The organism is Glutamicibacter nicotianae (genome assembly GCF_006539525.1).
GTDB lineage: Bacteria > Actinomycetota > Actinomycetes > Actinomycetales > Micrococcaceae > Glutamicibacter > Glutamicibacter nicotianae.
Genome location: NZ_BJNE01000013.1, coordinates 1 through 21786, shown reverse-complemented (window position 1 = coordinate 21786; position 21786 = coordinate 1). Strand labels below are relative to the sequence as shown.

Annotated in this window: 21 protein-coding genes and 1 tRNA gene; 10 read left to right on the top strand and 12 right to left on the bottom strand. The window is 64.3% G+C overall.

Annotation, left to right across the window (positions count from 1 at the left end; all coding sequences use genetic code 11):
* The first annotated feature begins 54 nt into the window (after positions 1 to 54).
* Positions 55 to 1374: an MFS transporter gene (locus ANI01nite_RS13040; RefSeq protein ID WP_141358475.1), complete on the top strand. Its 1320-nt coding sequence runs from the start codon at positions 55 to 57 to the stop codon at positions 1372 to 1374.
* A gap of 82 nt (positions 1375 to 1456) precedes the next feature.
* Here ANI01nite_RS13040 and dcd read toward each other — a convergent pair whose 3' ends face one another.
* Positions 1457 to 2038, bottom strand: a complete 582-nt coding sequence (dcd, locus tag ANI01nite_RS13035; RefSeq protein WP_038991749.1) for a dCTP deaminase — start codon at positions 2036 to 2038, stop codon at positions 1457 to 1459.
* 189 nt (positions 2039 to 2227) lie between these two features.
* Here dcd and ANI01nite_RS13030 point away from each other — a divergent pair, with 189 nt between their 5' ends.
* The gene (locus tag ANI01nite_RS13030; RefSeq protein ID WP_170214651.1) at positions 2228 to 3088 is read left to right on the top strand and encodes a M15 family metallopeptidase; all 861 of its coding nucleotides are present in this window, start codon (positions 2228 to 2230) and stop codon (positions 3086 to 3088) included.
* Positions 3089 to 3215: 127 nt separating this feature from the next.
* Here ANI01nite_RS13030 and ANI01nite_RS13025 read toward each other — a convergent pair whose 3' ends face one another.
* On the bottom strand, positions 3216 to 4922 hold the full coding sequence (locus tag ANI01nite_RS13025; RefSeq protein ID WP_073705802.1) for a fumarate hydratase: 1707 nt from the start codon (positions 4920 to 4922) through the stop codon (positions 3216 to 3218).
* Between the two features lie 111 nt (positions 4923 to 5033).
* On the opposite strand from ANI01nite_RS13025, the gene ANI01nite_RS13020 reads away from it, so the two are divergent.
* The 8 genes from ANI01nite_RS13020 (at position 5034) to ANI01nite_RS12985 (ending at position 11736) form a co-directional block, all read left to right on the top strand.
* Positions 5034 to 5519, top strand: coding sequence for an SseB family protein (locus ANI01nite_RS13020; protein ID WP_141358471.1), 486 nt, complete (start codon positions 5034 to 5036; stop codon positions 5517 to 5519).
* A gap of 104 nt (positions 5520 to 5623) precedes the next feature.
* Positions 5624 to 5694 (top strand) — tRNA-Gly (locus tag ANI01nite_RS13015).
* 66 nt (positions 5695 to 5760) lie between these two features.
* Positions 5761 to 6690, top strand: a complete 930-nt coding sequence (locus tag ANI01nite_RS13010; RefSeq protein WP_038990299.1) for an AEC family transporter — start codon at positions 5761 to 5763, stop codon at positions 6688 to 6690.
* A gap of 86 nt (positions 6691 to 6776) precedes the next feature.
* On the top strand, positions 6777 to 7598 hold the full coding sequence (locus ANI01nite_RS13005; RefSeq protein ID WP_066141138.1) for an amino acid ABC transporter substrate-binding protein: 822 nt from the start codon (positions 6777 to 6779) through the stop codon (positions 7596 to 7598).
* Positions 7599 to 7670: 72 nt separating this feature from the next.
* Positions 7671 to 8336 carry an ABC transporter permease subunit gene (locus ANI01nite_RS13000; protein WP_038990297.1) on the top strand — a complete coding sequence of 222 codons (666 nt, stop codon included), beginning with the start codon at positions 7671 to 7673 and terminating at the stop codon, positions 8334 to 8336.
* Positions 8323 to 9090 (top strand): amino acid ABC transporter ATP-binding protein, encoded by a 768-nt coding sequence (locus ANI01nite_RS12995; protein WP_141358469.1) that lies wholly within the window; start codon positions 8323 to 8325, stop codon positions 9088 to 9090. Before ANI01nite_RS13000 ends, ANI01nite_RS12995 begins: the two co-directional genes overlap by 14 nt.
* An 18-nt stretch (positions 9091 to 9108) precedes the next feature.
* On the top strand, positions 9109 to 10647 hold the full coding sequence (locus ANI01nite_RS12990) for a helicase HerA-like domain-containing protein (RefSeq protein WP_141358467.1): 1539 nt from the start codon (positions 9109 to 9111) through the stop codon (positions 10645 to 10647).
* Between the two features lie 66 nt (positions 10648 to 10713).
* Positions 10714 to 11736 (top strand): zinc ribbon domain-containing protein, encoded by a 1023-nt coding sequence (locus ANI01nite_RS12985; RefSeq protein WP_141358465.1) that lies wholly within the window; start codon positions 10714 to 10716, stop codon positions 11734 to 11736.
* Here ANI01nite_RS12985 and ANI01nite_RS12980 read toward each other — a convergent pair.
* The 10 genes from ANI01nite_RS12980 to ANI01nite_RS17215 form a co-directional block, all read right to left on the bottom strand.
* On the bottom strand, positions 11733 to 12971 hold the full coding sequence (locus tag ANI01nite_RS12980) for an MFS transporter (protein ID WP_073705798.1): 1239 nt from the start codon (positions 12969 to 12971) through the stop codon (positions 11733 to 11735). The two genes, ANI01nite_RS12985 and ANI01nite_RS12980, sit on opposite strands and share 4 nt — an antisense overlap.
* Before the next feature lie 155 nt (positions 12972 to 13126).
* Positions 13127 to 15034, bottom strand: a complete 1908-nt coding sequence (locus ANI01nite_RS12975) for an NHL domain-containing thioredoxin family protein (protein WP_141358463.1) — start codon at positions 15032 to 15034, stop codon at positions 13127 to 13129.
* 149 nt (positions 15035 to 15183) lie between these two features.
* Positions 15184 to 15939, bottom strand: coding sequence for a hypothetical protein (locus tag ANI01nite_RS12970; protein WP_141358461.1), 756 nt, complete (start codon positions 15937 to 15939; stop codon positions 15184 to 15186).
* A complete protein-coding gene (locus ANI01nite_RS12965; RefSeq protein WP_141358459.1) occupies positions 15932 to 17983 on the bottom strand; it encodes a bifunctional copper resistance protein CopD/cytochrome c oxidase assembly protein in 2052 nt (683 codons plus the stop codon). Before ANI01nite_RS12965 ends, ANI01nite_RS12970 begins: the two co-directional genes overlap by 8 nt.
* Before the next feature lie 65 nt (positions 17984 to 18048).
* Complete coding sequence (locus tag ANI01nite_RS12960; RefSeq protein WP_141358457.1) at positions 18049 to 19185, bottom strand: Dyp-type peroxidase; 1137 nt, start codon at positions 19183 to 19185, stop codon at positions 18049 to 18051.
* Positions 19172 to 19687: a copper chaperone PCu(A)C gene (locus ANI01nite_RS12955; protein ID WP_083586557.1), complete on the bottom strand. Its 516-nt coding sequence runs from the start codon at positions 19685 to 19687 to the stop codon at positions 19172 to 19174. Before ANI01nite_RS12955 ends, ANI01nite_RS12960 begins: the two co-directional genes overlap by 14 nt.
* Before the next feature lie 76 nt (positions 19688 to 19763).
* Positions 19764 to 20354 carry a copper resistance CopC family protein gene (locus ANI01nite_RS16760; RefSeq protein WP_170214650.1) on the bottom strand — a complete coding sequence of 197 codons (591 nt, stop codon included), beginning with the start codon at positions 20352 to 20354 and terminating at the stop codon, positions 19764 to 19766.
* 43 nt (positions 20355 to 20397) lie between these two features.
* Complete coding sequence (locus ANI01nite_RS16755; RefSeq protein WP_170214649.1) at positions 20398 to 21006, bottom strand: hypothetical protein; 609 nt, start codon at positions 21004 to 21006, stop codon at positions 20398 to 20400.
* A gap of 157 nt (positions 21007 to 21163) precedes the next feature.
* On the bottom strand, positions 21164 to 21448 hold the full coding sequence (locus ANI01nite_RS12945; protein ID WP_013349906.1) for an HU family DNA-binding protein: 285 nt from the start codon (positions 21446 to 21448) through the stop codon (positions 21164 to 21166).
* Between the two features lie 86 nt (positions 21449 to 21534).
* Positions 21535 to 21786 (bottom strand): hypothetical protein (locus tag ANI01nite_RS17215; RefSeq protein ID WP_174787690.1); only part of this gene is annotated, 252 nt, incomplete at its 5' end.

The window sequence follows — 21786 nt, the reverse complement described above, 5'->3', positions numbered from 1 at the left end:
TAAAAATTCGTTCCTATTCATTTCCTGATTACCAGTTGCCGGTACGATGCGAGCATGGGAATCAATCAGGTCGAACCGTCAGCGATTCGCGAAAAGTGGCTTAATAGGTACACATGGGCCTGGGCCAGCTGGGACTGGGGCCAAGCGGCGATCAACGCGGTAATGATTACCTTCGTCTTCACCGTCTATCTGACCAGCGAGCTTTTTGGCGATACCGATCATGCTTCATTGGTGCTCTCGCAGGCACTGGCCGTCGGCGGCTTGGCCATCGCCCTGCTGGTGCCAGTCACCGGGCTCCGGGCCGATGTTGCCGGACGGCGCAAGCTGTGGATCGTGGTCAACACGCTGATTCTCGTGGTGATCTGCGCGGCCTGCTTCTTCGTCTACCCCGACCCTTCCTACCTCTGGTTCGGCGCTATTCTCATCGCGGGCATGTCTGTCGTCGGCGAATTCGCCGGCGTGAACTACAACGCGGTGCTGAACCAGATTTCCACCAAGGCAACGGTCGGCAAGGTCTCCGGCTTCGGCTGGGGCATGGGCTATGTCGGCGGCATCCTTGCCCTCGCCTTGGTGCTCTTCCTGTTCGTGCAGCCCATTGTGGAATGGCCGGGTGCCAATACCGATGAATCCCTGAACCTGCGCTGGGTGGCAATATTCTCGGCCGCATGGTGCCTGCTCTTCGCGCTGCCGCTGTTCTTCGTGATCCCTGAAGCACCGCCGAGCACGTCGAAGAAGATCCCGCTGGTTCAGACCTACAAGGTGCTGTTCAACAACATCAAGGAACTGTGGCGCAGCGACCGCAACCTGCTGTTCTTCTTGTGCTCGTCGGCCGTCTTCCGCGACGGGCTGGCAGCGATCTTCACCTTCGGCGGGGTCATTGCCGCCGGCACCTTCGGTTTCGAATTGACCGAAGTGATCATCTTCGCGATCGTCGGCAACGTGGTTGCCGCCCTGGGTGCCGTGCTTGGCGGCCGAGTCGATGACTGGGCGGGACCGAAGGCTGTCATTGTCGGTTCGCTCATCGGCCTGCTGGTAGCCGGTGCCGGCGTCTTCTTCTCGCCCGAAGCCACGGGGTTCTGGATCTTCGGCCTGCTGCTGTGCCTGTTCGTCGGACCGGCACAGGCAGCTTCACGTTCCTATCTCTCGCGCTTGATTCCCGAAGGGCGCGAAGGGGAACTCTTCGGCTTGTACGCGACGACCGGCCGCGCTGTGTCCTTCCTGGCACCTGCGCTGTTCGCCGGGGCCATCGCCATCGCCACCCCGCTGGTGGCATCCGGTGAAGCTCAGCGCTACGGCATCCTGGGCATCCTGGTGGTCCTGGCTCTCGGCCTGCTGCTGCTCCTGCCGATCCGCGCGCCGAAGAAGGCCTCCTGAGCGAACCCGAGTGCAAACGGCGCTGGCTCCCAACAATCGTTGGGAGCCAGCGCCGTTTGCGAGAGGACCAGGCGTGCTGCCGCTAGTTCTCGATGCTCGTCCGGTGAAAGTTCAGGTGGCTGCGTGAAGCCGTTGGGCCGCGCTGGCCCTGGTAGCGGTTGCCGTAGGGGCCGGAACCATAAGGGTGCTCGGTGTCCGAGGTCAGCTTGAAGAAGCACAGCTGGCCGATCTTCGAACCGGGCCACAGCTTGATGGGCAGGGTTGCCATGTTGGACAGTTCCAAGGTGACGTGGCCGGAGAAGCCCGGATCGATGAAGCCTGCGGTGGAGTGGGTTAGCAGTCCGAGCCGTCCCAGGGAGCTCTTGCCCTCCAGACGGGCCGCCACGCCGTGGCCCAAGGTCACCACTTCATAGGTCGAGCCGAGCACGAATTCGCCCGGGTGCAGGATGAATGGCTCATCGGGGTCGACCTCGACCAGGCGGGTGAGCTCGTCTTGCTCCACAGAAGGGTCGATGTGCGCATACTTGTGGTTGTCGAAAAGCCGGAAGAACCGGTCAAGTCGAACATCCACGGACGCGGGCTGGACCATCGCCGGCTCGAAGGGCTCCAGCCCGATCTCACCTGACGCTATTTCACGACGAATATCACCATCTGAATACAACACGGATATAAATTTATCCTGACTTTCCCCGGCAGCCGAACTATTGGGCCAAATATGTACGGTGAGTCGATTCCCGCAGGCGCCTCCTGTTCACCCGCTGGTGGCGGATTTCTCACCAAATACCCAGTGTTTCCAGCTATCGTTATGTTGGGTTTTCCCATCATCGCTCCGCAACACAAGGGTTTATTCAAGATGCGTCTAGCCTCCGCGCTGACTGGCACTGCACTCGCCTCGGCACTGCTGCTCTCCGGCACCGCCGCATTCGCTGCGCCGGCTGAGGATCTGCCTGCGGTGGAGAGCTCGCAGCTGACGAAGGCATCGAGCCCCCTGGCCCTGATCAACCCCAGCACGAAGCTTTCGCCAGAAGACTACGTTCCAGGCAAGCTGGTGAGTGTTGCCGGCAGCTCGATGACCCTGCGTCCAGAAGCCGCCAAGGCGGTCGAAGCCCTCATTGCCGACGCACGCGCCGCCGGCCACTCGATCAAGCTGCTCAGCGCCTACCGTTCCTACGAGCGCCAGGCGGTGCTGTTCAACCAGTACCAAGCCAAATACGGCACTGCCTATGCCGAACGCATTTCTGCACGCCCCGGGACCAGCGAGCACCAGCTCGGTTTGGCCGCAGACCTGGGCTACACCAACAGCCGTGCCGAATTGAAGGCAGAGTTCGGCCAGACTCCGGCCGGTTTGTGGATCGCCGAACATGCGGTGGAGTACGGCCTGGTCATCCGCTATCCACAGGGCAAGGAAGAGATCACCGGCTACAAGTACGAGCCATGGCATGTGCGCTACATCGGAACCGAGCATGCCGAAGCGATGCTGGCTTCCGGCGCAGAAACCTTCGAAGAGTACCACCAGATGCTCGCCGACTCGCTTGAGAGCGCCAAGCAGAGCGAAGCTGAGGTTGCCATCGAGAAGGAACCGGCAAAGGCCAAGCAAGAAAAGCCGAAGGAAGAATCCCAGAAGGCTGGCGAAGATGTTGTCGTGGACGAGGACTTGCTGGTCCTGAGTTTCCTTCCGCCGTACCGCGACTGGGGCTTCGGCTTCACCCAGTAGCCACCCCGGGGCAGGATTCACTGCCAAGCCCGGACCTGGTTCCTCGTTCCCGGCGACGGGACAAAGCGGCCCGAATAGGAAAAGGAGCCGCCAACTTTCAGCTGGCGGCTCCTACTAGCTCGAAGTCCTACTTCGCACGCACTGGGATGCCGGTGAAGGTCGGCTTCAGCGTCTCGGCAAAGAAGTCCTCGCCCTTGTCATCGACGACGATGAAGGCAGGGAAGTCCTCGACCTCGATCTTCCAGATTGCTTCCATGCCCAGCTCCTCGTATTCGAGCACCTCGACCTTCTTGATGCAATCCTGGGCCAGGCGCGCGGCCGGGCCGCCGATGGAGCCCAGGTAGAAGCCGCCGTGGGTGTTGCAGGCATCGGTGACCTGCTTGGAGCGGTTGCCCTTGGCCAGCATGACCATCGAGCCGCCAGCAGCTTGGAACTGGTCGACATAGGAGTCCATGCGGCCTGCGGTGGTCGGGCCGAAGGAACCCGAGGCCATGCCCTCAGGAGTCTTGGCAGGACCTGCATAGTACACCGGGTGGTCCTTGAGGTACTGCGGCATCCCTTCGCCGGCGTCCAGGCGCTCCTTGATCTTGGCGTGCGCGATGTCGCGGGCCACAACCAGCGGACCGGTCAGCGACAGGCGGGTCTTGACCGGGTATTTGGTCAGCTCGGCCAGGATCTCATCCATCGGCTTGTTCAAATCGATCTTCACCACGGAAGAACCGCCGGTGCCGGTGACGCCATCGGTCTCGTGGTCGTGGGCCGCGATGGCCGGGTGGGATTCGTCCGGCATGAAGCGGGCCGGATCGGTTTCCAGCTGCTCGACAAACAGGCCTTCCTCGGTGATCTTGGCCAGCATCTGGCGGTCGGCCGAGCAGGATACGGCGATGGCCACCGGCATCGAGGCGCCGTGGCGCGGCAGGCGCACCACGCGCACGTCGTGGCAGAAGTACTTGCCGCCGAACTGGGCGCCGATGCCGAAGTGGCGGGTCAGTTCCAGGACCTTTTCTTCCAGTTCGGTGTCGCGGAAGCCGCGGCCGGTCATCGCGCCCTCGGTGGGCAGCGAGTCCAGGTACTTGGCCGAACCGTACTTCGCGGTCTTCAATGCCATCTCGGCACTGGTGCCGCCGATGACGATGGACAGGTGGTACGGAGGGCACGCGGCGGTGCCCAGCGAGCGCAACTTCTCGTCGAGGAACTTCAGCATCGAGTTCTCGTTGAGGATCGCCTTGGTCTCCTGGTACAGGAACGACTTGTTGGCCGATCCGCCGCCCTTGGCCATGAACAGGAACTTGTAGCTGGTGTCAGCGCCGTCCTTGGTGTTCGCGTACAGGTCGATCTGCGCCGGGAGGTTGTTGCCGGTGGCCTTCTCTTCCCAGGTGGTGATTGGAGCCAGCTGCGAGTAGCGCAGGTTCAGCCGGGTGTAGGCGTTGTAGATGCCGCGCGAGAGCGAAATCTCGTCCTGCTCTTCGGTGAGCACGCGCTGGCCGCGCTTGCCCATCACGATCGCGGTGCCGGTGTCCTGGCACATCGGCAGGATGCCGCCGGCGGCGATGTTCGCGTTCTTCAGCAGGTCCAGCGCCACGAACTTGTCGTTCGGGCTGGCTTCCTCATCGTCGAGGATGTTGCGCAGCTGCTGCAGGTGGGCCGGGCGCAGGTAGTGCGAGATATCGTGCAGCGCCGTTTCTGCCAGCTGTTCCAAGGCTTCCGGCGCGACCTTCAGGAAGTTCTTCCCGTCCGGACCGGCGACTACCTCGACGCCTTCGGAGGAAATCTTGCGGTATTTGGTGGTGTCTTCGCCAATGGGCAGAAGATCCTCATAACGGAATTCAGGCATGCTCAGTCCTTGATTCAATCGTGGGTGCTCATCTGCCATTTTAGGCCTTTACCCCGAATTAACCGCATTCGCCGTTTGCGCCTGAAGGTTTATCGCGACATGCTGTAATACATGAGCAACGAGAACGCCTCCGAAGCGCACGAGAACCAAAAGCCTGCCCAGGGCCCAGATGCGATCATCGAAACCCCGATGGACAAGCAGCGGGCTCAGCCCAAAACGCACTTCGAGATGATGCTGCAGGCCGGGCTTAACAAACCCGAGCTCTCCGGTTCGGTCATCGGCGCGTTCATGAGTGCAGAGGTGTACTTCCTCTCCCGCGAAGAGGTCACCGGCGAGAACAAGAACGCCCAGCCGATGATGCTCACCAACCCTTCGGGCGAAGCGGTGGTAGCGGTCTTCACCACTCTGGAGCGCATCCCTTCCTCGTACATCGACATGGCACCCTACGGCGTGAAGGTCCAAGGCGCCACCGTGGTGCGCGCATTGGAGAACACCGGCTTCGTGGTGAACCCCGGCGACGAGCTCAGCTTCGAAGTCCCCGCTGATGGGGTGGCGATTTTGCGTGAACAGCTGCTCAACCAGAAGCGTCCGGAATAGCATTTCGTAACTTTTGCCACGATTTCCCGTGCCGTTTGCCGGTGCGCAAGATTCGTGGGATATGCTTTTGATGCCCGGGCCGTCAATAGGCCGCTCGGAGCACTGCGGGCGTAGCTCAATGGTAGAGCGCTAGCTTCCCAAGCTCGATACGCGGGTTCGATTCCCGTCGCCCGCTCAAGCGAATGCCGGGGCACCATTGGTGCTCCGGCGTTTCTGTCCCTGCAGCCAGCGAAGGAGCACGATGACCGGAGTCCTCGAAGGCTTCTCCATCATCTGGGTCGTCATTCTCGTCGGCTATCTGGTGGGCCGCACCGGGGTCCTCGGCGACCAGGGCCGCCACGTGCTCAGCCGGGTCACCTTCTTTGTGGCCAGCCCGGCCCTGCTGTTCACCACCCTGGCCGAGTCCGATCCGGTCTCCGTGCTCGGCCCGCTGCTCTGGGTGGCTGCCCTGTCCGCGGCCTTGACTGCGGCGATCTACTACCTGGCGACGGTGCGGACGCTGAAGCGCCCGGCATCGGAAAGCATCATCGCCGCGATGTCCGCCTCCACGGTGAACTCCGCGAACCTGGGTCTGCCCATCGCGTTGTACGTGCTCGGCGACATGTCCTATGCGGCCCCGATCATCCTCTTCCAGCTGGCCCTCTACCAGCCGGTCAATCTGGCGATGCTGGATGCCACCACCTCTCGACACCGCACCACCCCGATCGCCTTGCTGCTGGCTACCGCGAAGAACCCGATGATCATCGGCTCGTTGCTCGGCCTGCTGGTGGCGCTGACCGGCATCGAGCTGCCTTCGATGGTGCTTGAACCCATCGATCTAATTGCCGGCGCCTCGATTCCCGCCATGCTCATGGCTTTCGGCATCTCGCTGGTGGGCTCCAAGCCGCTGGAAAAGAAAACCGGACGCCGCGCCGACGTGCTGATCGCGACGGCTGCCAAGCTGCTCCTGCACCCGTTCCTGGCCTGGGTACTTGCCTATTGGGTCTTCAATTTGCGTGGAGAGCTGTTGGTGGCCTCGGTCATCATGGCCGGCCTGCCGACCGCACAGAACATTTTCGTAACGGCCATGCGCTACGACCACGGGGTGGTCGTCGCGAAGGACACCGTGCTGGTCACCACCATCTGCGCGATCCCGCTGATGATGCTGCTGGCGATCATCCTCGGAATCTGAGGTAACTTCGCGCCGCAGGAATAAGCGATCATCACTAGAGTGTTCTATGGACTACTGGTTCTATCCGCTCCCCTAGTGAGGTCATCATGAAGCGCACTGCACCCCTGCTGGCTGCCGCTACAATCATCGCCCTGTCATTGAGCGCCTGCGGGTCCTCCGGCTCGCCGGCCTCCCCCAGCGCATCGGGTGGCGCCACGGCCGAAACCGGCGACACCTTGAAGAAGGTCAAGGATTCCGGCGTGCTGACCGTAGGTACCGAGGGCACCTACCGCCCCTTCTCCTACCATGAGGGCAGCGAGCTGACCGGCTACGACGTCGAGGTGATCGAAGCCGTCGGCGAGAAGATGGGCGTCGAGGTTAAGTTCCAGGAGACCCAGTGGGACGCGATCTTTGCTGGCCTGGATGCCGGCCGTTTCGATGTCATCGCCAACCAGGTCTCGATCAACCCTGAACGCGAAGAGAAGTACCTGTTCACCCAGCCCTACACCGTCTCCACCGGCGTGGTGGTGACCAAGAGCGACAATACCGACATCACGTCCTTCGACACGCTCAAGGGCAAGACCACCGCGCAGTCGCTGACCAGCAACTTCTACGAGACCGCCAAGGATGCCGGCGCGAATGTCGAACCGGTTGAAGGCTGGGCCCAGTCGATCACCCTGCTCAAGCAGGGCCGTGTCGATGCCACCGTGAACGACAAGCTGACCTTCCTGGACGCGCAGAAGACCAATCCGGATGACAGCATCAAGATCGCCGCCGAATCCGAGGAGAAGAGCGAATCCGCGGTCGCCCTGCGCAAGGATTCCACCGAACTGGCCAAGGCGATCGACACCGCCCTGGACGAGCTGCGCGCCGACGGGGAACTGGCGAAAATCTCCGAGAAGTACTTCGGCGAAGACGTCAGCAAGTAGCAAGCACTATCAGTAGACTGGCTCCACACGTGGAAACGCGTGGAGCCAGTTTCATTTGCGCAAAGGTAGCCCATGGATCCGAAATGGCAGTTATTCCTCGACTCGCTCGGGCCGTTGGCCCTAGGTGCGATCACCGCAACCATTCCGCTGGCCCTGATCAGCATGGCCCTGGGCCTGGTCATCGCCCTGCTGATGGCGCTGATGCGGATCAGCAAGAACCGGGTGGTCTCCTCGATCGCCCGGATCTACATCTCCATCATCCGCGGCACGCCGCTGCTGGTGCAGCTGTTCGTCATCTTCTACGGCATGCCCTCGGTGGGCCTGGTCATCGACCCGTGGCCCAGCGCCATCATCGCCTTCAGCCTGAATATCGGCGGCTACGCCGCTGAGATCATCCGTGCGGCAATCCTCTCGGTCCCCCAAGGCCAATGGGAAGCCGGCTACACCCTGGGCATGTCGCGCACACGCACCCTGTACCGGCTGATCCTGCCGCAGGCCACCCGGGTGGCCGTGCCGCCGCTGTCGAACTCCTTCATCTCACTGGTCAAGGACACCTCGCTGGCCTCCACCATCCTGGTCACCGAAATGTTCCGCAAAGCCCAGGAAATCACGGCTTCCACCTATGAGTTCCTGCTGCTCTACTGCGAAGCCGCGGCCATCTACTGGGTGATCTGCCTGGTGCTTTCGGCCCTGCAAAACTCTGTTGAAGGAAGGCTTGAAAAGTATGTCGCCAAGTAATTCCCCGCTGCTGGCAGTCTCCGGCCTGCACAAGGCATTCGGGGCGAACCAGGTGCTCAAGGGCATCGACTTCACCGTGCATTCCGGCGAGGTGCTGGCGCTGATCGGCCCGTCCGGCTCGGGGAAGACCACCGCCCTGCGTTGCCTGAACGGCCTGGAAATCGCCGATGCCGGTTCCGTCGGATTCGCCGGCGGCCCGGAAGTGTCCTTCAGCCCCGGGATGAAGCCCAAGTCCGCGCAGATCCTGCGCAATCGTTCGGCGATGGTGTTCCAGGGACACCACCTGTTTCCGCATCTGACGGTCCTGCAGAACGTGAGCATCGGCCCGATCGAGGTGCAGAAGCGCCCCAAGGACCAGGTGCTGGCCGAAGCGAAGAAGCTGCTGGCCCGCGTCGGCCTGGAAGCCAAGGCCGATGCCTACCCGAATTCGCTGTCCGGCGGACAGCAGCAGCGCGTGGGCATCGTGCGCGCGCTGATGCAGCAGCCGGACCTGCTGCTCTTCGACGAGCCCACCAGCGCGCTGGACCCCGAGCTGGTCGGCGAAGTGCTCACCGTCATCAAGGAATTGGCCCAGGAGGGCTGGTCCATGGTGCTGGTGACCCACGAGCTGGCGTTCGCCCGGGATGTGGCTGACACCGTAGTATTCATGGACGGCGGTGTAGTTGTGGAAAGCGGCCCGGCCGCCCAGGTGCTCGGCGCGCCTGCCAACCCGCGCACGCGAAGTTTCGTCCAGCGTCTTTTGCACCCGTTCTAAAAGCAATAGAGTGATGCCATGACCCAGGAAACGAATACTTTGCTGACCAGCCTCGTTGAAGGCTATGCCTTCGAATCCGCGTGCCTGGAGCTCGGGGCTGCGCTGATCGACGGCAAGGCCGAGCCTACTGCGCAGGTCCGCCTGCCGCTGAAGATGCTCAACCGCCACGGCCTGATTGCCGGCGCCACGGGCACCGGCAAGACGGTCACCCTGCAGACCATGGCAGAACAGCTCTCGGTGGCCGGCGTTCCGGTATTCCTGGCCGACGTCAAGGGCGATCTGACCGGCCTGGCGCAGCCTGCCGAGCCGTCGGACAAGCTCACAGCCCGGCTGGCCGAATTGGGCCACGAGTTCACTGCGCGCACCAATCCGGTCGAAATCCTCAGCCTGGGAGGCAAGGGCGAGGGCGTCCCGGTGCGCGCCAGCGTGGACGCTTTCGGACCGATCCTGCTGGCCCGCGTCCTGGAACTGAACGAGACCCAGGAAGAATGCCTGCAGCTGATCTTCCACTACGCCGATTCCAACAAGCTTCCGCTCGATGACCTGAGCGATCTGAAGGCGGTCATCAGCTTCCTGCTCAGCGACGGCGGTGCCAAGGCACTGGAAGCCCTGGGCGGGGTGTCCTCGTCCACTGCGTCGGTGATCCTGCGGGGCATCACCATCATGCAGACCCAGGGCCTGGACCAGTTCTTCGGCCAGCCCGAGTTCGATACCGCGGACTTCCTGCAGGTGCGCGACGGCGCAGGCGTCGTCAACATCCTGGAACTGCCCTCGGTCAGCTCCCAGCCCATGCTGTTCTCCACCTTCCTCATGTGGCTGCTGGCCGACATGTTCGAGGACCTGCCAGAAGCCGGAGACCTGGACAAGCCCAAGCTGGTGTTCTTCCTCGACGAGGCCCACCTGCTCTTCAAGGATGCGACCAAGGCCTTCACCGACGCGATCATCAGCACCGTGCGGTTGATCCGTTCCAAGGGCGTGGGCCTGTTCTTCATCACCCAGTCCCCCACCGACCTGCCCGACGAGGTGCTCGGCCAGCTGGGCAATCGCATCCAGCATGCGGTGCGTGTCTTCACCGCCAAGGACCAGAGCGCGCTCAAGCAGATCATCAAGACCTTCCCCTCCGGCGAGCTGGACCTGCAGGAGGCGTTGACCCAGGCCGGGGTTGGCGAAGCGGTGGTGACCGTGCTGGGCGAAAAGGGCGCTCCGACCCCGGTCGCATGGACCAAGATGTCCTCGCCGGGCTCGAATATCGGCCCCGCCTCCTCCGAGCGGTTAGAGCAGGTCCGCGGCAGCTCGGCACTGGCGGCGCAATATTCGGCCGCGATGGATCGTGATTCTGCCCGCGAAATGCTCGACGCCAAAGCCCAGGCAGCGCAGCCGGCCGTGGCTCCGGTTCCCGAGGCGGCGCCGGAACCGTCTCGGGAAAGTACACCGCGCCAGGGCCGGGAGCGGCGGGAAGCGAACCCGATGATGGACATGGCCATGGATGCCGCGAAGGTGATTGGCCGCGAGCTGATCCGCGGTTTCTTCGGCAACCGCAAGCGCCGTCGCCGGTGATATTACCCGCTCATTCCAGCACGCCGTTTACTATCTGGGCCCGGAAACCAGATAGCCTAGCTACTGATGAACACTCGTAATTCCATGCAGATCTCCGCTGCCCGTCTGGCGCTTCGCTGGGCCATGGCCGCAGCGGCAGTCATCGTCCTGGTCATTGCCGGGTCGATTGCCGCCAACCGCACGCTCTTCTCCCCGCAGCACCAGGTGAAGGCGCTGCAGCAGCATTTGGCCAAGGGCGAAGGCGCCGAGGCCTTGGGCCTGATGCAGGCCCAGGTCCCGGAGGGCGACGCGGTGGCCCTGGACGGGGACGTGCTCAAGCGCACCCAGGCCGGGATTACGGAGTTCACGACGGACAAGGCCCAGCCGGTCGACGGCGATGAGCAGCTGCGCACCGTCACCGCGCACTACAAGGCCCACGGTGTGGAGAAGGAATCCACCTACACGCTGCGCCATGCCGGCAAATCCTGGCTGCTGTTCGACAAGTGGGCCTTCGAGCCGAGCACCCTGCCCAGCGTGAAGATCAAGGCCAACACCGTCAACGAAGTCACGGTCAACGAGCAGAAGATCCCGCTGTCCGCCGGCGTGAGCACCCTGCCGGTGTTCTACCCTGCGATCCTCGACGCGAGCTTCAGCACCAAGAACTTCGCGGCCGACACCCGCGGCATGGTGGTCACCGCGCCTGCCGAGGAACCGGTGGAGATCGCGTTGAAGACGGAGCCGACCAAGGAATTCATCGCAGCCATCAACACCAAGGTGAAGAAGTACCTCAACGACTGCGCCGAACAGCAGGTGCTGATGCCGTCCGGCTGCCCGTTCGCCTACAACACCTCTGCGCGCGTGGACCCGGCAACCATCGACTGGTCCATTTCGAAGTACCCGACCATTGAAGTGAACTACTACAACGGCGCCTGGGTGCTCTCCCCGCTGAAGACCACCGCCACCTTGACGTTGACCGAGCAGGATCTGCGCACCGGTGCCAAGGCCAAGAAGACCGTCAAGGAGGACTACTCCTTCACTGCCCAGCTGACAACCAGCACCACCGAAGTGTCGGTGGTCCCGGTGGCCGGCGGCGAACAGGTGGCCGGCTAGCGCCCGAGCAGTTCGCGGAACTGGCTGCGCAGCGGCACCGCGTTGGTCTTGAACTTCTGCCAGACCAGCAGCGCCGCCAGGCTGGCGGCCAGCGACAGCCCGGACCCGATGGTCACGGCGATCTGGATCCCGAACAGTTCGGCGAACCAGCCGATCAGCGGCGAGCCTATGGGCGTTCCACCCATCACCACCATCAGGTACAGTGCCAGCACGCGCGCTCGGTACTGCGGCGGCACCGAGGTCTGCACCATGGTGTTGCAGCTGTTCAGGAAGGTCAGCGACCCCAGTCCCACCGGGATCAGCACCAGGGCGAACGCGATGTAGTTGGGCATCCATGCGCTGGCGACGCCGGCGATGCCGAAGAACACGCCGCCGCCGATCAAGTAGCGCCAACGCGGAGCCGAACGCCGTGCCGCCAGCAGCGCGCCGCCGAAGGTGCCCACGGCCATGATGGAGCCCAGGATTCCGTACTCCCCTGCGCCCACCCCGTAGACCTCGGTAGCCATCAGCGCGTTGGTCATCTGGAAGTTCAGCCCGAAGGTGCCGATCACCCCGGCCAGGAAGAAGATCAGCAGCAGGTCCTTGCGGTTCTTCACGTAGGCGATGCCTTCGCGCACCTGCCCTTTGGCCCGCTCTACCGGCTTGGAGGGGTTCAGCGCGTCCTTGCGCATGAACACCAGCGAGGAGATCACCGCAAGGAAGGAGGCGCCGTTGAGCAGGAAGGCAGGCCCGGTGCCGACCAGGGCGATGACCGCACCGGCTACGCCCGGACCGGCCAGCCGGGCCAGGTTGAAGTTGGCGCTGTTCAACGCCACCGCGTTGGCCAGGTGGGTGCCCGGAACCACTTCGGAGACGAACGCCTGGCGTGCCGGCGCGTCGAAGGAGGCGCCAATGCCCAGCATCGTGGCCAGCACGTAGACGTGCCAGAGCTGCGCGGTGCCGGTGACCACCAGCAGGCCGAGGATCAGGGCGCAGGCTCCCATGAAGCTCTGGGTGAGGATCAGCAGCCGGCGCTTGTTGAAGCGGTCGGCGATCAGACCGGCATAGGGGCCCAGCAGCAGCACCGGCAGGAATTGCAGGCCGGTGGTGATGCCGGTGGCCACCGCATCGTGGTCCGTGAGCTCGGTGAGCACCAGCCAGTCCTGGGCCACGCGCTGCATCCAGGTTCCGATATTGGAGACCAGCGCGCCGATCACCCACAACCGGTAATTTGGTATTTCCAGTGCACGGAACATTTTCGACGCCATACTTATCGCCGGATCCCTCCGGCTCCTCCCGCCCTCCAGTCTAGCTACTTGGGCAGGAAAATGCTGAGGTTTCCTCAGATTATCGCTATGATGCCATCTTTCGCCGGGCATGCAAAAAGGCGCACCCTCGGGTGCGCCTTTTTCTAGTTCACGCCGCGCAAATCCAGCAGCAGCTCGTTCTCGCCGCCTGCGTCCAGCACCACCGGGATGCCCCAGTCCTGCTGGTACAGGTGGCAGGCCGCGTGATCGGGGATCTCGCCGCCCGGCTCGCCGTCGCAGGCCGCGGCGCGGGCGGTAATGTGCAGCACGCCGTCGGCCACCTCCGGGTTCAGCTCCAGGGTGCGGGTAAGGCCCACCGAGGTGCCGGCCCCGTCGAGGATCAGCTCCTCCGGGCTGGCCGAGATCTTCAGCTGGGTCGGATCGCCCCAGCGGTCATCGAGCTTCTGCCCCTTCGGCGCTGCGAAGCGCACGAGGATCTCGTGCTTTCCTGCCTGCACGCGGGTCTTCGGGCGCTGGGTCTGGCTGGCGCCTTCGTCCACCACCAGGGCCTCGGCAGGAATCGGGATGCGCACCAGCTGGTGGGTGTTGGTCTCCACGACCAGCAGCACCGGGTCGCCGTCCACCGAGCTGTCAACCAGCACGTCGGCCGGTTCCTTCAGCCCCTTGGCCAGGGTGGAGACGGTCTTGGTGGCCGGATCGAAGCGGCGCACCGCGCCGTTGTACGAGTCGGCGATCGCAATCGAGTGGTCAGGCAGCACCGCAACGCCCAGCGGGTGCTGCAGGCGCGCCGCCTCGGCGTCGCCGTCGCGGAAGCCGAAGTCGAACAGCCCGGTACCCACCGCGGTGTGCACCGACTGGGCCTGGCCGTCTTCGACCTCGATCCAGCGCAGGGCGCTGGTTTCCGAGTCGGCGATCCACACGTTCTCCCCGTCCAGGGCCAAGCCCGAGGACTGGGCGAACCAGGCCTGGTCCGGTGCCCCGTCGGCCAGCCCTTCCAGGCCGGTGCCGGCGAAGACCGACACCGCACTGGTGCGCGGGTCGAAGGCGAAGATCTGATGGGTGCCGGCCATTGCGACGATGATCTTGCCCGAAGGGTGGTAGAGCACATCCCATGGGGAGGACAGCGAGATGTTCAGCGCGTCGGTGCCCAGCTCGGTTAGCTGGACTTCCTGGCGGGCGTTCTCCGAGTCCAGCAGGCGCTGCACGCCGTTGCCGGCCAGGGTGCCCACCTGCCCGGTGGCCAGGTTGACCGAACGCAGGCGGTGGTTGACGGTGTCGGCAACGACTACGTCGTAGCCGAGTTCCGCGGCCAGCTCGGCCGGCAGTGCGGCCAGGCCCTGCAGCTCGTTGAACTGGGCGGTGTCCGCGTCGCCGTCGGCGTAGCCCTTCACCCCGGCGCCGATGGTGCGCACCACGGTGGACAGGTCCCCGGCCAGCTCGACGAGCCGGTGGTGGCCCGAGTCGCCCACCAGGAAGTTGCCGTTGGCCAGGGCGATGGCCTTGCCCGGGAAGCGCAGGTCGCCTTCGCGGGCCTCGGGAGCCACGTACGGCCCGTTGCCGCGGTGCAGCGTGCCCTTGGCTTCGTGCTCAGCCACCAGTTCCTCGATCAGCGAGCCCAGGCCCTGGGCGTGGCCCTCGCCGGAAAGGTGGGCGACGATGTAGCCTTCGGGATCCAGCACCACCAGGGTTGGCCAGGCACGCGCCCCATAGGCCTGCCAGGTGACCAGCTCCGGGTCATCGAGCACCGGGTGGTGGATCTCATAGCGTTCCACGGCTGCGGCCAGCGCGTCCGGATCGGCTTCGTGCTCGAACTTCGGCGAATGCACGCCGACGGTAACCAGCACGTCGGAGTACTTCGCCTCCAGCGGGCGCAGCTCGTCGAGCACGTGCAGGCAGTTGATGCAGCAGAAGGTCCAGAAGTCCAGGATCACGATCTTGCCGCGCAGGGCGTCCAGATCCAGCTGCTTGCCGCCGGTATTCAGCCAGTTCCGGCCCAGCAGCTCGCTGGCGCGCACCTTGTAATTGGCGCGGACGGATTCGGAAGTGCTCATGGTCATCCTTTCGCTGTCGCCGCGGCTGCGGCAATTCGAAGCTCAATTATCTGCCACCGCCGCCCGAACGGGCGAACGGTGTTAAGCAACATTGAGAAAAGTGTGAAGTTCTTGCTGGTGCAACCACCGGCCCGGGCCGGGTATTCCCGCTAGGGCAGCTGCGCGAGCACGGTGTCCATGATGCTGGTGGCCACCTTGTTGAAGGTGGCATCCTGCAGCGAGGTCGCGGACATGAAGGAAACCATCACCGCGTACTGATCGGTGCTCTTGATCAGCACCAGCGAATCCTGCGCATACTGTCCGTCGCGGCTGTAGTACAGGGCCGAATCGGCTTCCGGCACGCCGGGATCCGAGAACTTCAGGGTCTCGCGGTAATCCAGGCCGTTGAGCTTCACGGTTTTGCATTCGTCCAGGATGGCGGCCACGTTCTTGTTGTGCGCCGCCACCTTCGCCGCCTGGTCGCCGAGCTTGGCGACCTCCACCGAACCGGTGATCGACTGGTTCTCGTTGGTGAAGTCGGTGCGCGCCGCCTCGGTGCCCAGCTGCACCGGCGACCAGTTCAAATCCTCGATCGGGGCCGAGCACTGGGCCGGCAGCACCACGATGTCCTTGAGCGTGTCGGTGGGCGGCGTGGCCAGGGATTCGAGGGCCTTGCCCTGGATCTTCGCGCTGGCCGGGAAGCCGAGCTCGGCGGCCATCACTGCCCCGGCGGTGGTGGCCACCTGAGCGGTGGTCATTTCCGCAGGCTCTTCAGCATTCTCGGAGGCGCTGGGCGTCGCGGTGCCCTGCACGGCGATCTTGTGGGTCTCGTCCTGCGGCATCTCCTGCTCCGCGGAGCAGGCGGTGGCAGCGAGCAGCGCGCAGGCCAGCAGCGAGGAGGCGAGGATCTTCTTGGTGCTAGGCACGGGGGTCCCTTCGGTCGGCCTGCTTGTAGCGGGCGAACATTTCGTTGTAGGCAGCCAGCTCGGCATCGTTGTCGCGCTCGGCCTGGCGGTCGTAGCGCTTGGTGTCCTTCTTGTCTTGGCGCAGCCAGGAGATGACCACGAAAATCGCCAGCACCAGCGTCGGCACCTCGCCGATCGCCCACATCGCCCCGGCGCCCACCACCTGGTCTTCCAGCGCGGTGCCGCCCCAGGTCCGGCCCATGTTCCCGAAGTAGTCGGGGGCCAGCAGGGTTTCGGTGCTCATCAGCGCCACGCCGAAGAAGGCGTGGAAGGCGACGGTGGCCAGCAGCACCACCAGGCGCATCGGGTACGGGTAGCGCTTGGGAACCGGGTCGGCATCCACCAGCGACAGGGCGAACAGGTAGCCGGTGAGCAGGAAGTGCAGGTTCATCAGCTCGTGGCCGGCGTGGTAGCGCATGGCCGGTTCGAGCAGCGGGGTGAAGTAGAAGACCACGATCGAGCCGGCGAAGTTCACGGCCGCGAAGATCGGGTGGGTGATCACCCTCGAGTAGCGCGAGTGGACCAGGTAGAGGATCCATTCGCGCGGGCCGCGCGTGCCATCGGCGCGCGAAGGCAGCACCTGCAGCAGCAGCGTGACCGGGGTGCCCAGGACCAGGAAGATCGGCACGATCATGGTCAGCGACATGTGGTCGACCATATGCGTGGAGAACTGGATCTTGCCGTACACCGCCACCGCGCCGCTGGTCACGTAGAACAGCGCGAACAGGCCGACGATCCAGCTGGCAAGGCGCAGCACGCTGGGCCTGTCCCCGCGGCGGGCGAGCTTGATGAACGCCCACAGGTACACGGCCAGGCCGAACAGGCACACAGCCACCCAGATCCAGTCCATCCGCCAGGTGGTGAACCAGGCGGCCGTGTCCGGGGCCGGCGGCAGGTCATAGCCGGTGAGCAGGCGCGCCGGGGTCGCTTCGGCCGGCGGAGCGTCGGAAGTCGGCGGGGCGGTGCGCGCCAGCACGGTGGCCACCGACATCACTGCGGCCATCAGGACGACCTCGGCGGCCACGACCTGCCAGGCCGCGCGCAGCGCGGTGAACTTGCCCTCCAGCAGCTTCGGGATCACCATCCGCCGATGCCACAGGCCCAGCATGCCCAATGCCAGGGTGATCAGCAGCTTCACGATCACCAGGGTTCCATACGGGGTCAGCCACTGGTCCCAGTCGGTGATGCGGATGACCGCGGAGGCCAGCCCGGAGCCGATCATCAGGAATACCGCGAAGGTGGCCAGCGCAGAATAGCGCTTGAGCACCACCCCGGCCAGCACCTGCCCGCGGACCCGGCCCGGCGCTTCGCCTCCCAGCGTCGGGGCGAGCAGGGCCAGCACCATGATGCCGCCGAACCAGAGGACCACGGCGAGCAGGTGCAGGCCGATGGAGTTCACCGCGGCGAAGTGGTCGTCTCCCCCGGCCGCGTGGCCGATGAACGCCAGCGGCAGGATGCCGAACAGCGAGAAGAGGGCGCTGAGCCCCACCGTGGTCTTGGAGCGCACTGCCAGCGCCAGCGAGCTGGTGATCGCGGCGATCACCACCATCCAGGCCCAGGCCCGTCCGGTGGTGATCGACAGGATGTAGTCCAGGATCGCTGCCGAGTACTGCGGGTCCAGGCTCATCGGGATGCCTGCCAGGTCCCAGAAGGTCAGCAGCATGACGGTGGCCGCGGACAGGGTCCACACCACCGCCGCCCCGGCGGCGATATTCATCGTGCGGGTGAATGCCGGATGGGCATCCCCTTCGGTATCGCGGGTCACCTTGGCGGCCCGCGGGATGATCGCCGCGGCGAACACCAGTGCTGCGATGCTCAGCGCCATCGAGGCGTGGTGGATGGCCCGGGCGATGGGCAGCGACCAGCGCACGAACGCCCCGGGATCGGCCAATTCCGCCGGCCGGGCGATCCCGGTGAACAACACCGCCGCCAGGAAGGCCACCGCCGCAGCGAGGATTCCGGGCAGGATGAAGCGGGCAACTGAAACCGTACGCTGTGTATCCATAACCTTCTCATCATCTCATTCTTCGCCCGGCCGGTCACCGTGCGGCCGGGCGGGTTGGGCGCATCTCACATTTGAAGCTGCTCCCCCAGATAGCCGCCTTCAGCCACCCCGGGCAGGATCGCATACAGCCCTGATCCCACCGGCTTCAGCCAGGTGTTCAGCGCATCCGCGGCCGCCAGCCGGTGCTGCACCGGGATGAAGCTGGTTGCCGGGTCGCGCTGGTAGCTGGCGAACAGCAGGCCCGAAGCCTGCCCGGCGAAGTTGTAGCCCCGCCGGTGCATGACTTCATCGGCGCTGCCCGGCCTGGCCAGCGCCACGTGGGCGTTGGCCGCGATCGCCGGCAGCCCGAGCCCATTGACCGCTGCGAGGTCCACCGGGTCATCGACGCTGCCGCCGGACAGCGGCGAGCCGTCGGCCTGCCGCCGGCCCAGCGCATGGTCGCGTCCTGCGGTGTCCACCTCGTCCCAGCCATCCAGGTCCATTTCGAACCTGCGCAGCGCCAGCGTGGTTCCGTTCTCGATCCAGCCCGGCTGGCCGAACACCGCTTCCGCGCGCACCTCCCCCTCGGGGTTGTTGACGCCGTCCAGCTGGCCGAACAGGTTGCGGAACCCGTGCACGCCAGGGCTTGCGAACCCGGTTTGGGCGAAGCGCCGGGAGGCCAGGCCGCGCAGGTTCTTGGATACCGCCCGCACTGCATGCTGCAGCACCGTGGGATCCTGCGCGCAGAACTGGATCAGCAGATCGCACTGTCCGTACTGCTGTTCGAGCTGGTCGCCGGCGAAATGCGGCAACGTGCCGATCTGCCCGTGCCCGGCCACATCGAGCAGGCTCTGGCCCAGCCCCACGGTGAGCGTCAGCTCGCATCCGGGCTGCGCCATTTCCGGTTCGGTGTCGGCCAGCACTCCGCGGCCGCTGGCTAGCCTGGCCGCATCTTCGGTGATCATCTGCAGCATCGCGCGCAGCTGGTCCTTCTTCGACCCTTCGCGCCAGTGCAGGTCCCATCCGGCGAACACCGCGTGGGCCTGGTGGCGATCGAGGATTCCCGACTGGTACTTGCCGTAGAACGGGCGGTAGCCAGGCTCAGCGGCGCTGGCCGCTGGCACGCTGAGCTTGCCGGTGCCGAACCCGGTGAGCATCCCGCCCAGCGCGGCGGCCGCGGTGGTGCCCAGCAGCGCCCGGCGATCGACACTAATGCCCGGCATGCTCGTCGTAGCTTTCCTTGGCTCCGTCGAAGTTGCGGATCGGGAAATCGACCTCGGTGCTCGACCCGTCGGCGAACTCCAGCGTCAGCCTCGCCGTTTGCGCGGCCACCAGCGGCTGTTGCAGGTCCATGAACATCAAGTGGTTTCCGCCCGGTGCCAGCACCGCGTCCTTCCCGGGTTCGATCACCAGGTCCCCTTCGAGCTGCGCCATCGTCATCCCGGTGCCGGTGCCGCGCATTTCGTGGATCTGGATCTCGTCGCCCTGCGCGTTGCTGACCTGGTGCAGTGCAATCGGGGTGCCCGACGAGTTGTGCAGGATGCCGAAGGCCGCGCTCATGCCTGATTCGGCGGCCTTTGCCCAGGTCTCGCTCGTAGTCAGCGCTTCAGCCTGCCGGACGGTTTGCTGCTCGCTGCCCGGTGCGGGTGAGCCGGCGCCCTGCGCGCAGCCGGCGAGCAGCAGTGTGAGGCCCAAGGCCAGTGCAGAAGTCTTTTGGAATTTCATGTTCTCAAGCTTTCAAAATCGGTGTGCAGGCGCGCCAAAGGCTGCGGTGGCCTCTGGCGCACCGGAAGAGTGGGGGTTACTTGGACTGGCGCATGAACTTGGCTAGCACGCCCAGCGCACCGCCGAGGATGACCACGCCGATGATCACCCAGATGACCGGGCTCACCGAGCTGCCCAGTTCCTGGACCGGGTTCTGGCCTCGTTCCTCGTCAGCGGAGCCGGCAGTCTCGCTTGGAGCGGCTGGCTCGCTGGAGCTGACCAGGGTCGGTTCGGCCTGCGGCGCGTCGACGCTGAAGCCGATCTTGTTCTCGATCGGGTGCCCGTCAGAGGACACCACGCGGTAGGCCAGCTGGTACTCTCCGTTGGCCAGTTCCTGGGCCGGGGTGATGGTGACCTTGGTGCCCTTGGTCTGCGCTTCGGCGTCGATCTTTTCCCCATCAAGGGTCAGCGAGACCACCGTGGAGTCCACGCCGGATAAGCTCTGGAGCACACCGGAGAATTCCAGGGTGATGTCTTCCGGGGCCTGCTTGACGGTTGCCCCGTCCTTCGGGGTGGAGCCGATCAGCTGGTCGTGGGCGTTCGCGGCACTAATCGAGCCGGCAAAGGCCAGCAGGGAGAACGCCAATACGGCGATCACGCGCGAGATCTTCTTGGTTGCTACGGTCATGGCTTTCCTTCCAAGCCCCTGTCGGGGCGCTTCGATTCTTTTCTCAGGCGGCAAGAATGAAGCAGGGAGGACCGCGGCGCTCCGGCAGCCTTCCCAGTTGCGCCAGCTTGAGTTGGAAGCGCAAGGGGAAGTAGGCGCGGAGCGGCCGGGCAGCAGGAGCCTGCACGCGAATGCGCGCGAGGATCCGCCGGGCCGTTGACAGTGTGAGGCAGCTGCCCAAGACCTTGAGCAGGCGTTCACCGCCGTTGAGCACCACAACGCTGGCGATCGCGGCCAGCACGTGGGCGTAGAGCATCGATTCGGTATGCACGTTGGCGTACTGCGCGGTGATGTTCTGCGCCAGCTCCAGATTTCGTCCCGCATGATGGACGTGCTCCATGCCGGAAACATCGCCGCTCTGGTGGTTCATCACCGACAGGCTCAAGTGGTAGAGCCCTTGGCTGAGCAGCACGACCAGGCTGGTTGCCCACAGGGAGAATTTACGGCCAACCAGCACAACACTGATCGCCGCGGAAACGCAGGTAATCAGCACCATGGCCACGACCGACAGCGCAGTGGGCGCGCTGTGGGCGTGGGCGGCAAAAGCTGTCCAGGTGCACACGCTTGCCGCTAACCAGCCGCGCAGTACGCGGGTAGCGGGTTTCTGTGACACGGTGGGCAGCCATTCTTAGTGGAAATCTTCAATCATGGCTGATTCTACGCGAAGTAGAAGTATGCCTCAAATGGTGCCAGATAACGCAAAAGGCCCGTCCCTGCCTCCTGGATTTCTCCGGAGCGGGTCGGGCCTTGCGCAAAGCTCGACAGGAAGCTTACTTCTTGGCTACAGCAGCCTTCAGCTTCGAACCAGCGGTCAGCTTGACCGAGTGGCCAGCAGGAATCTGGATTGCTTCACCGGTCTGCGGGTTGCGGCCGGTACGAGCTGCACGATCGGTGCGCTCTACAGCCAACCAACCTGGGATCGACACCTTCTCACCCTTGGAAATCTGGTCGACGAAAACCTCGAAGACTGCATCCAGAACACCGTTGACGGCAACCTGGGAGTTTTCGGTCTTCGCTGCAACAGCAGCAACAAGTTCGCTACGGTTCATAGCCAATGTATGGTCCTCCTGGACTAGTGATCCAAGACCCTCTTCCGGGCCCGGACGCCGCGCGGTCGCACGGACTTATCAGTGAGAACATATCAAACGTTTTGCCCCGAAACACTGGAAAACGGGCGGAAAACCGGGATTTTTTCAACTAATTGCAGTTTTCTTGGCTCAACGGCACCATTTTCGAGCTGAATGAAAGCTATTGCAACGCTGCTTAACGCGGCAAGGCCCGCCAAACCGAGGACGGTTGGCGGGCCTTGCGCAAAGCTCGACAGGAAGCTTACTTCTTGGCTACAGCAGCCTTCAGCTTCGAACCAGCGGTCAGCTTGACCGAGTGGCCAGCA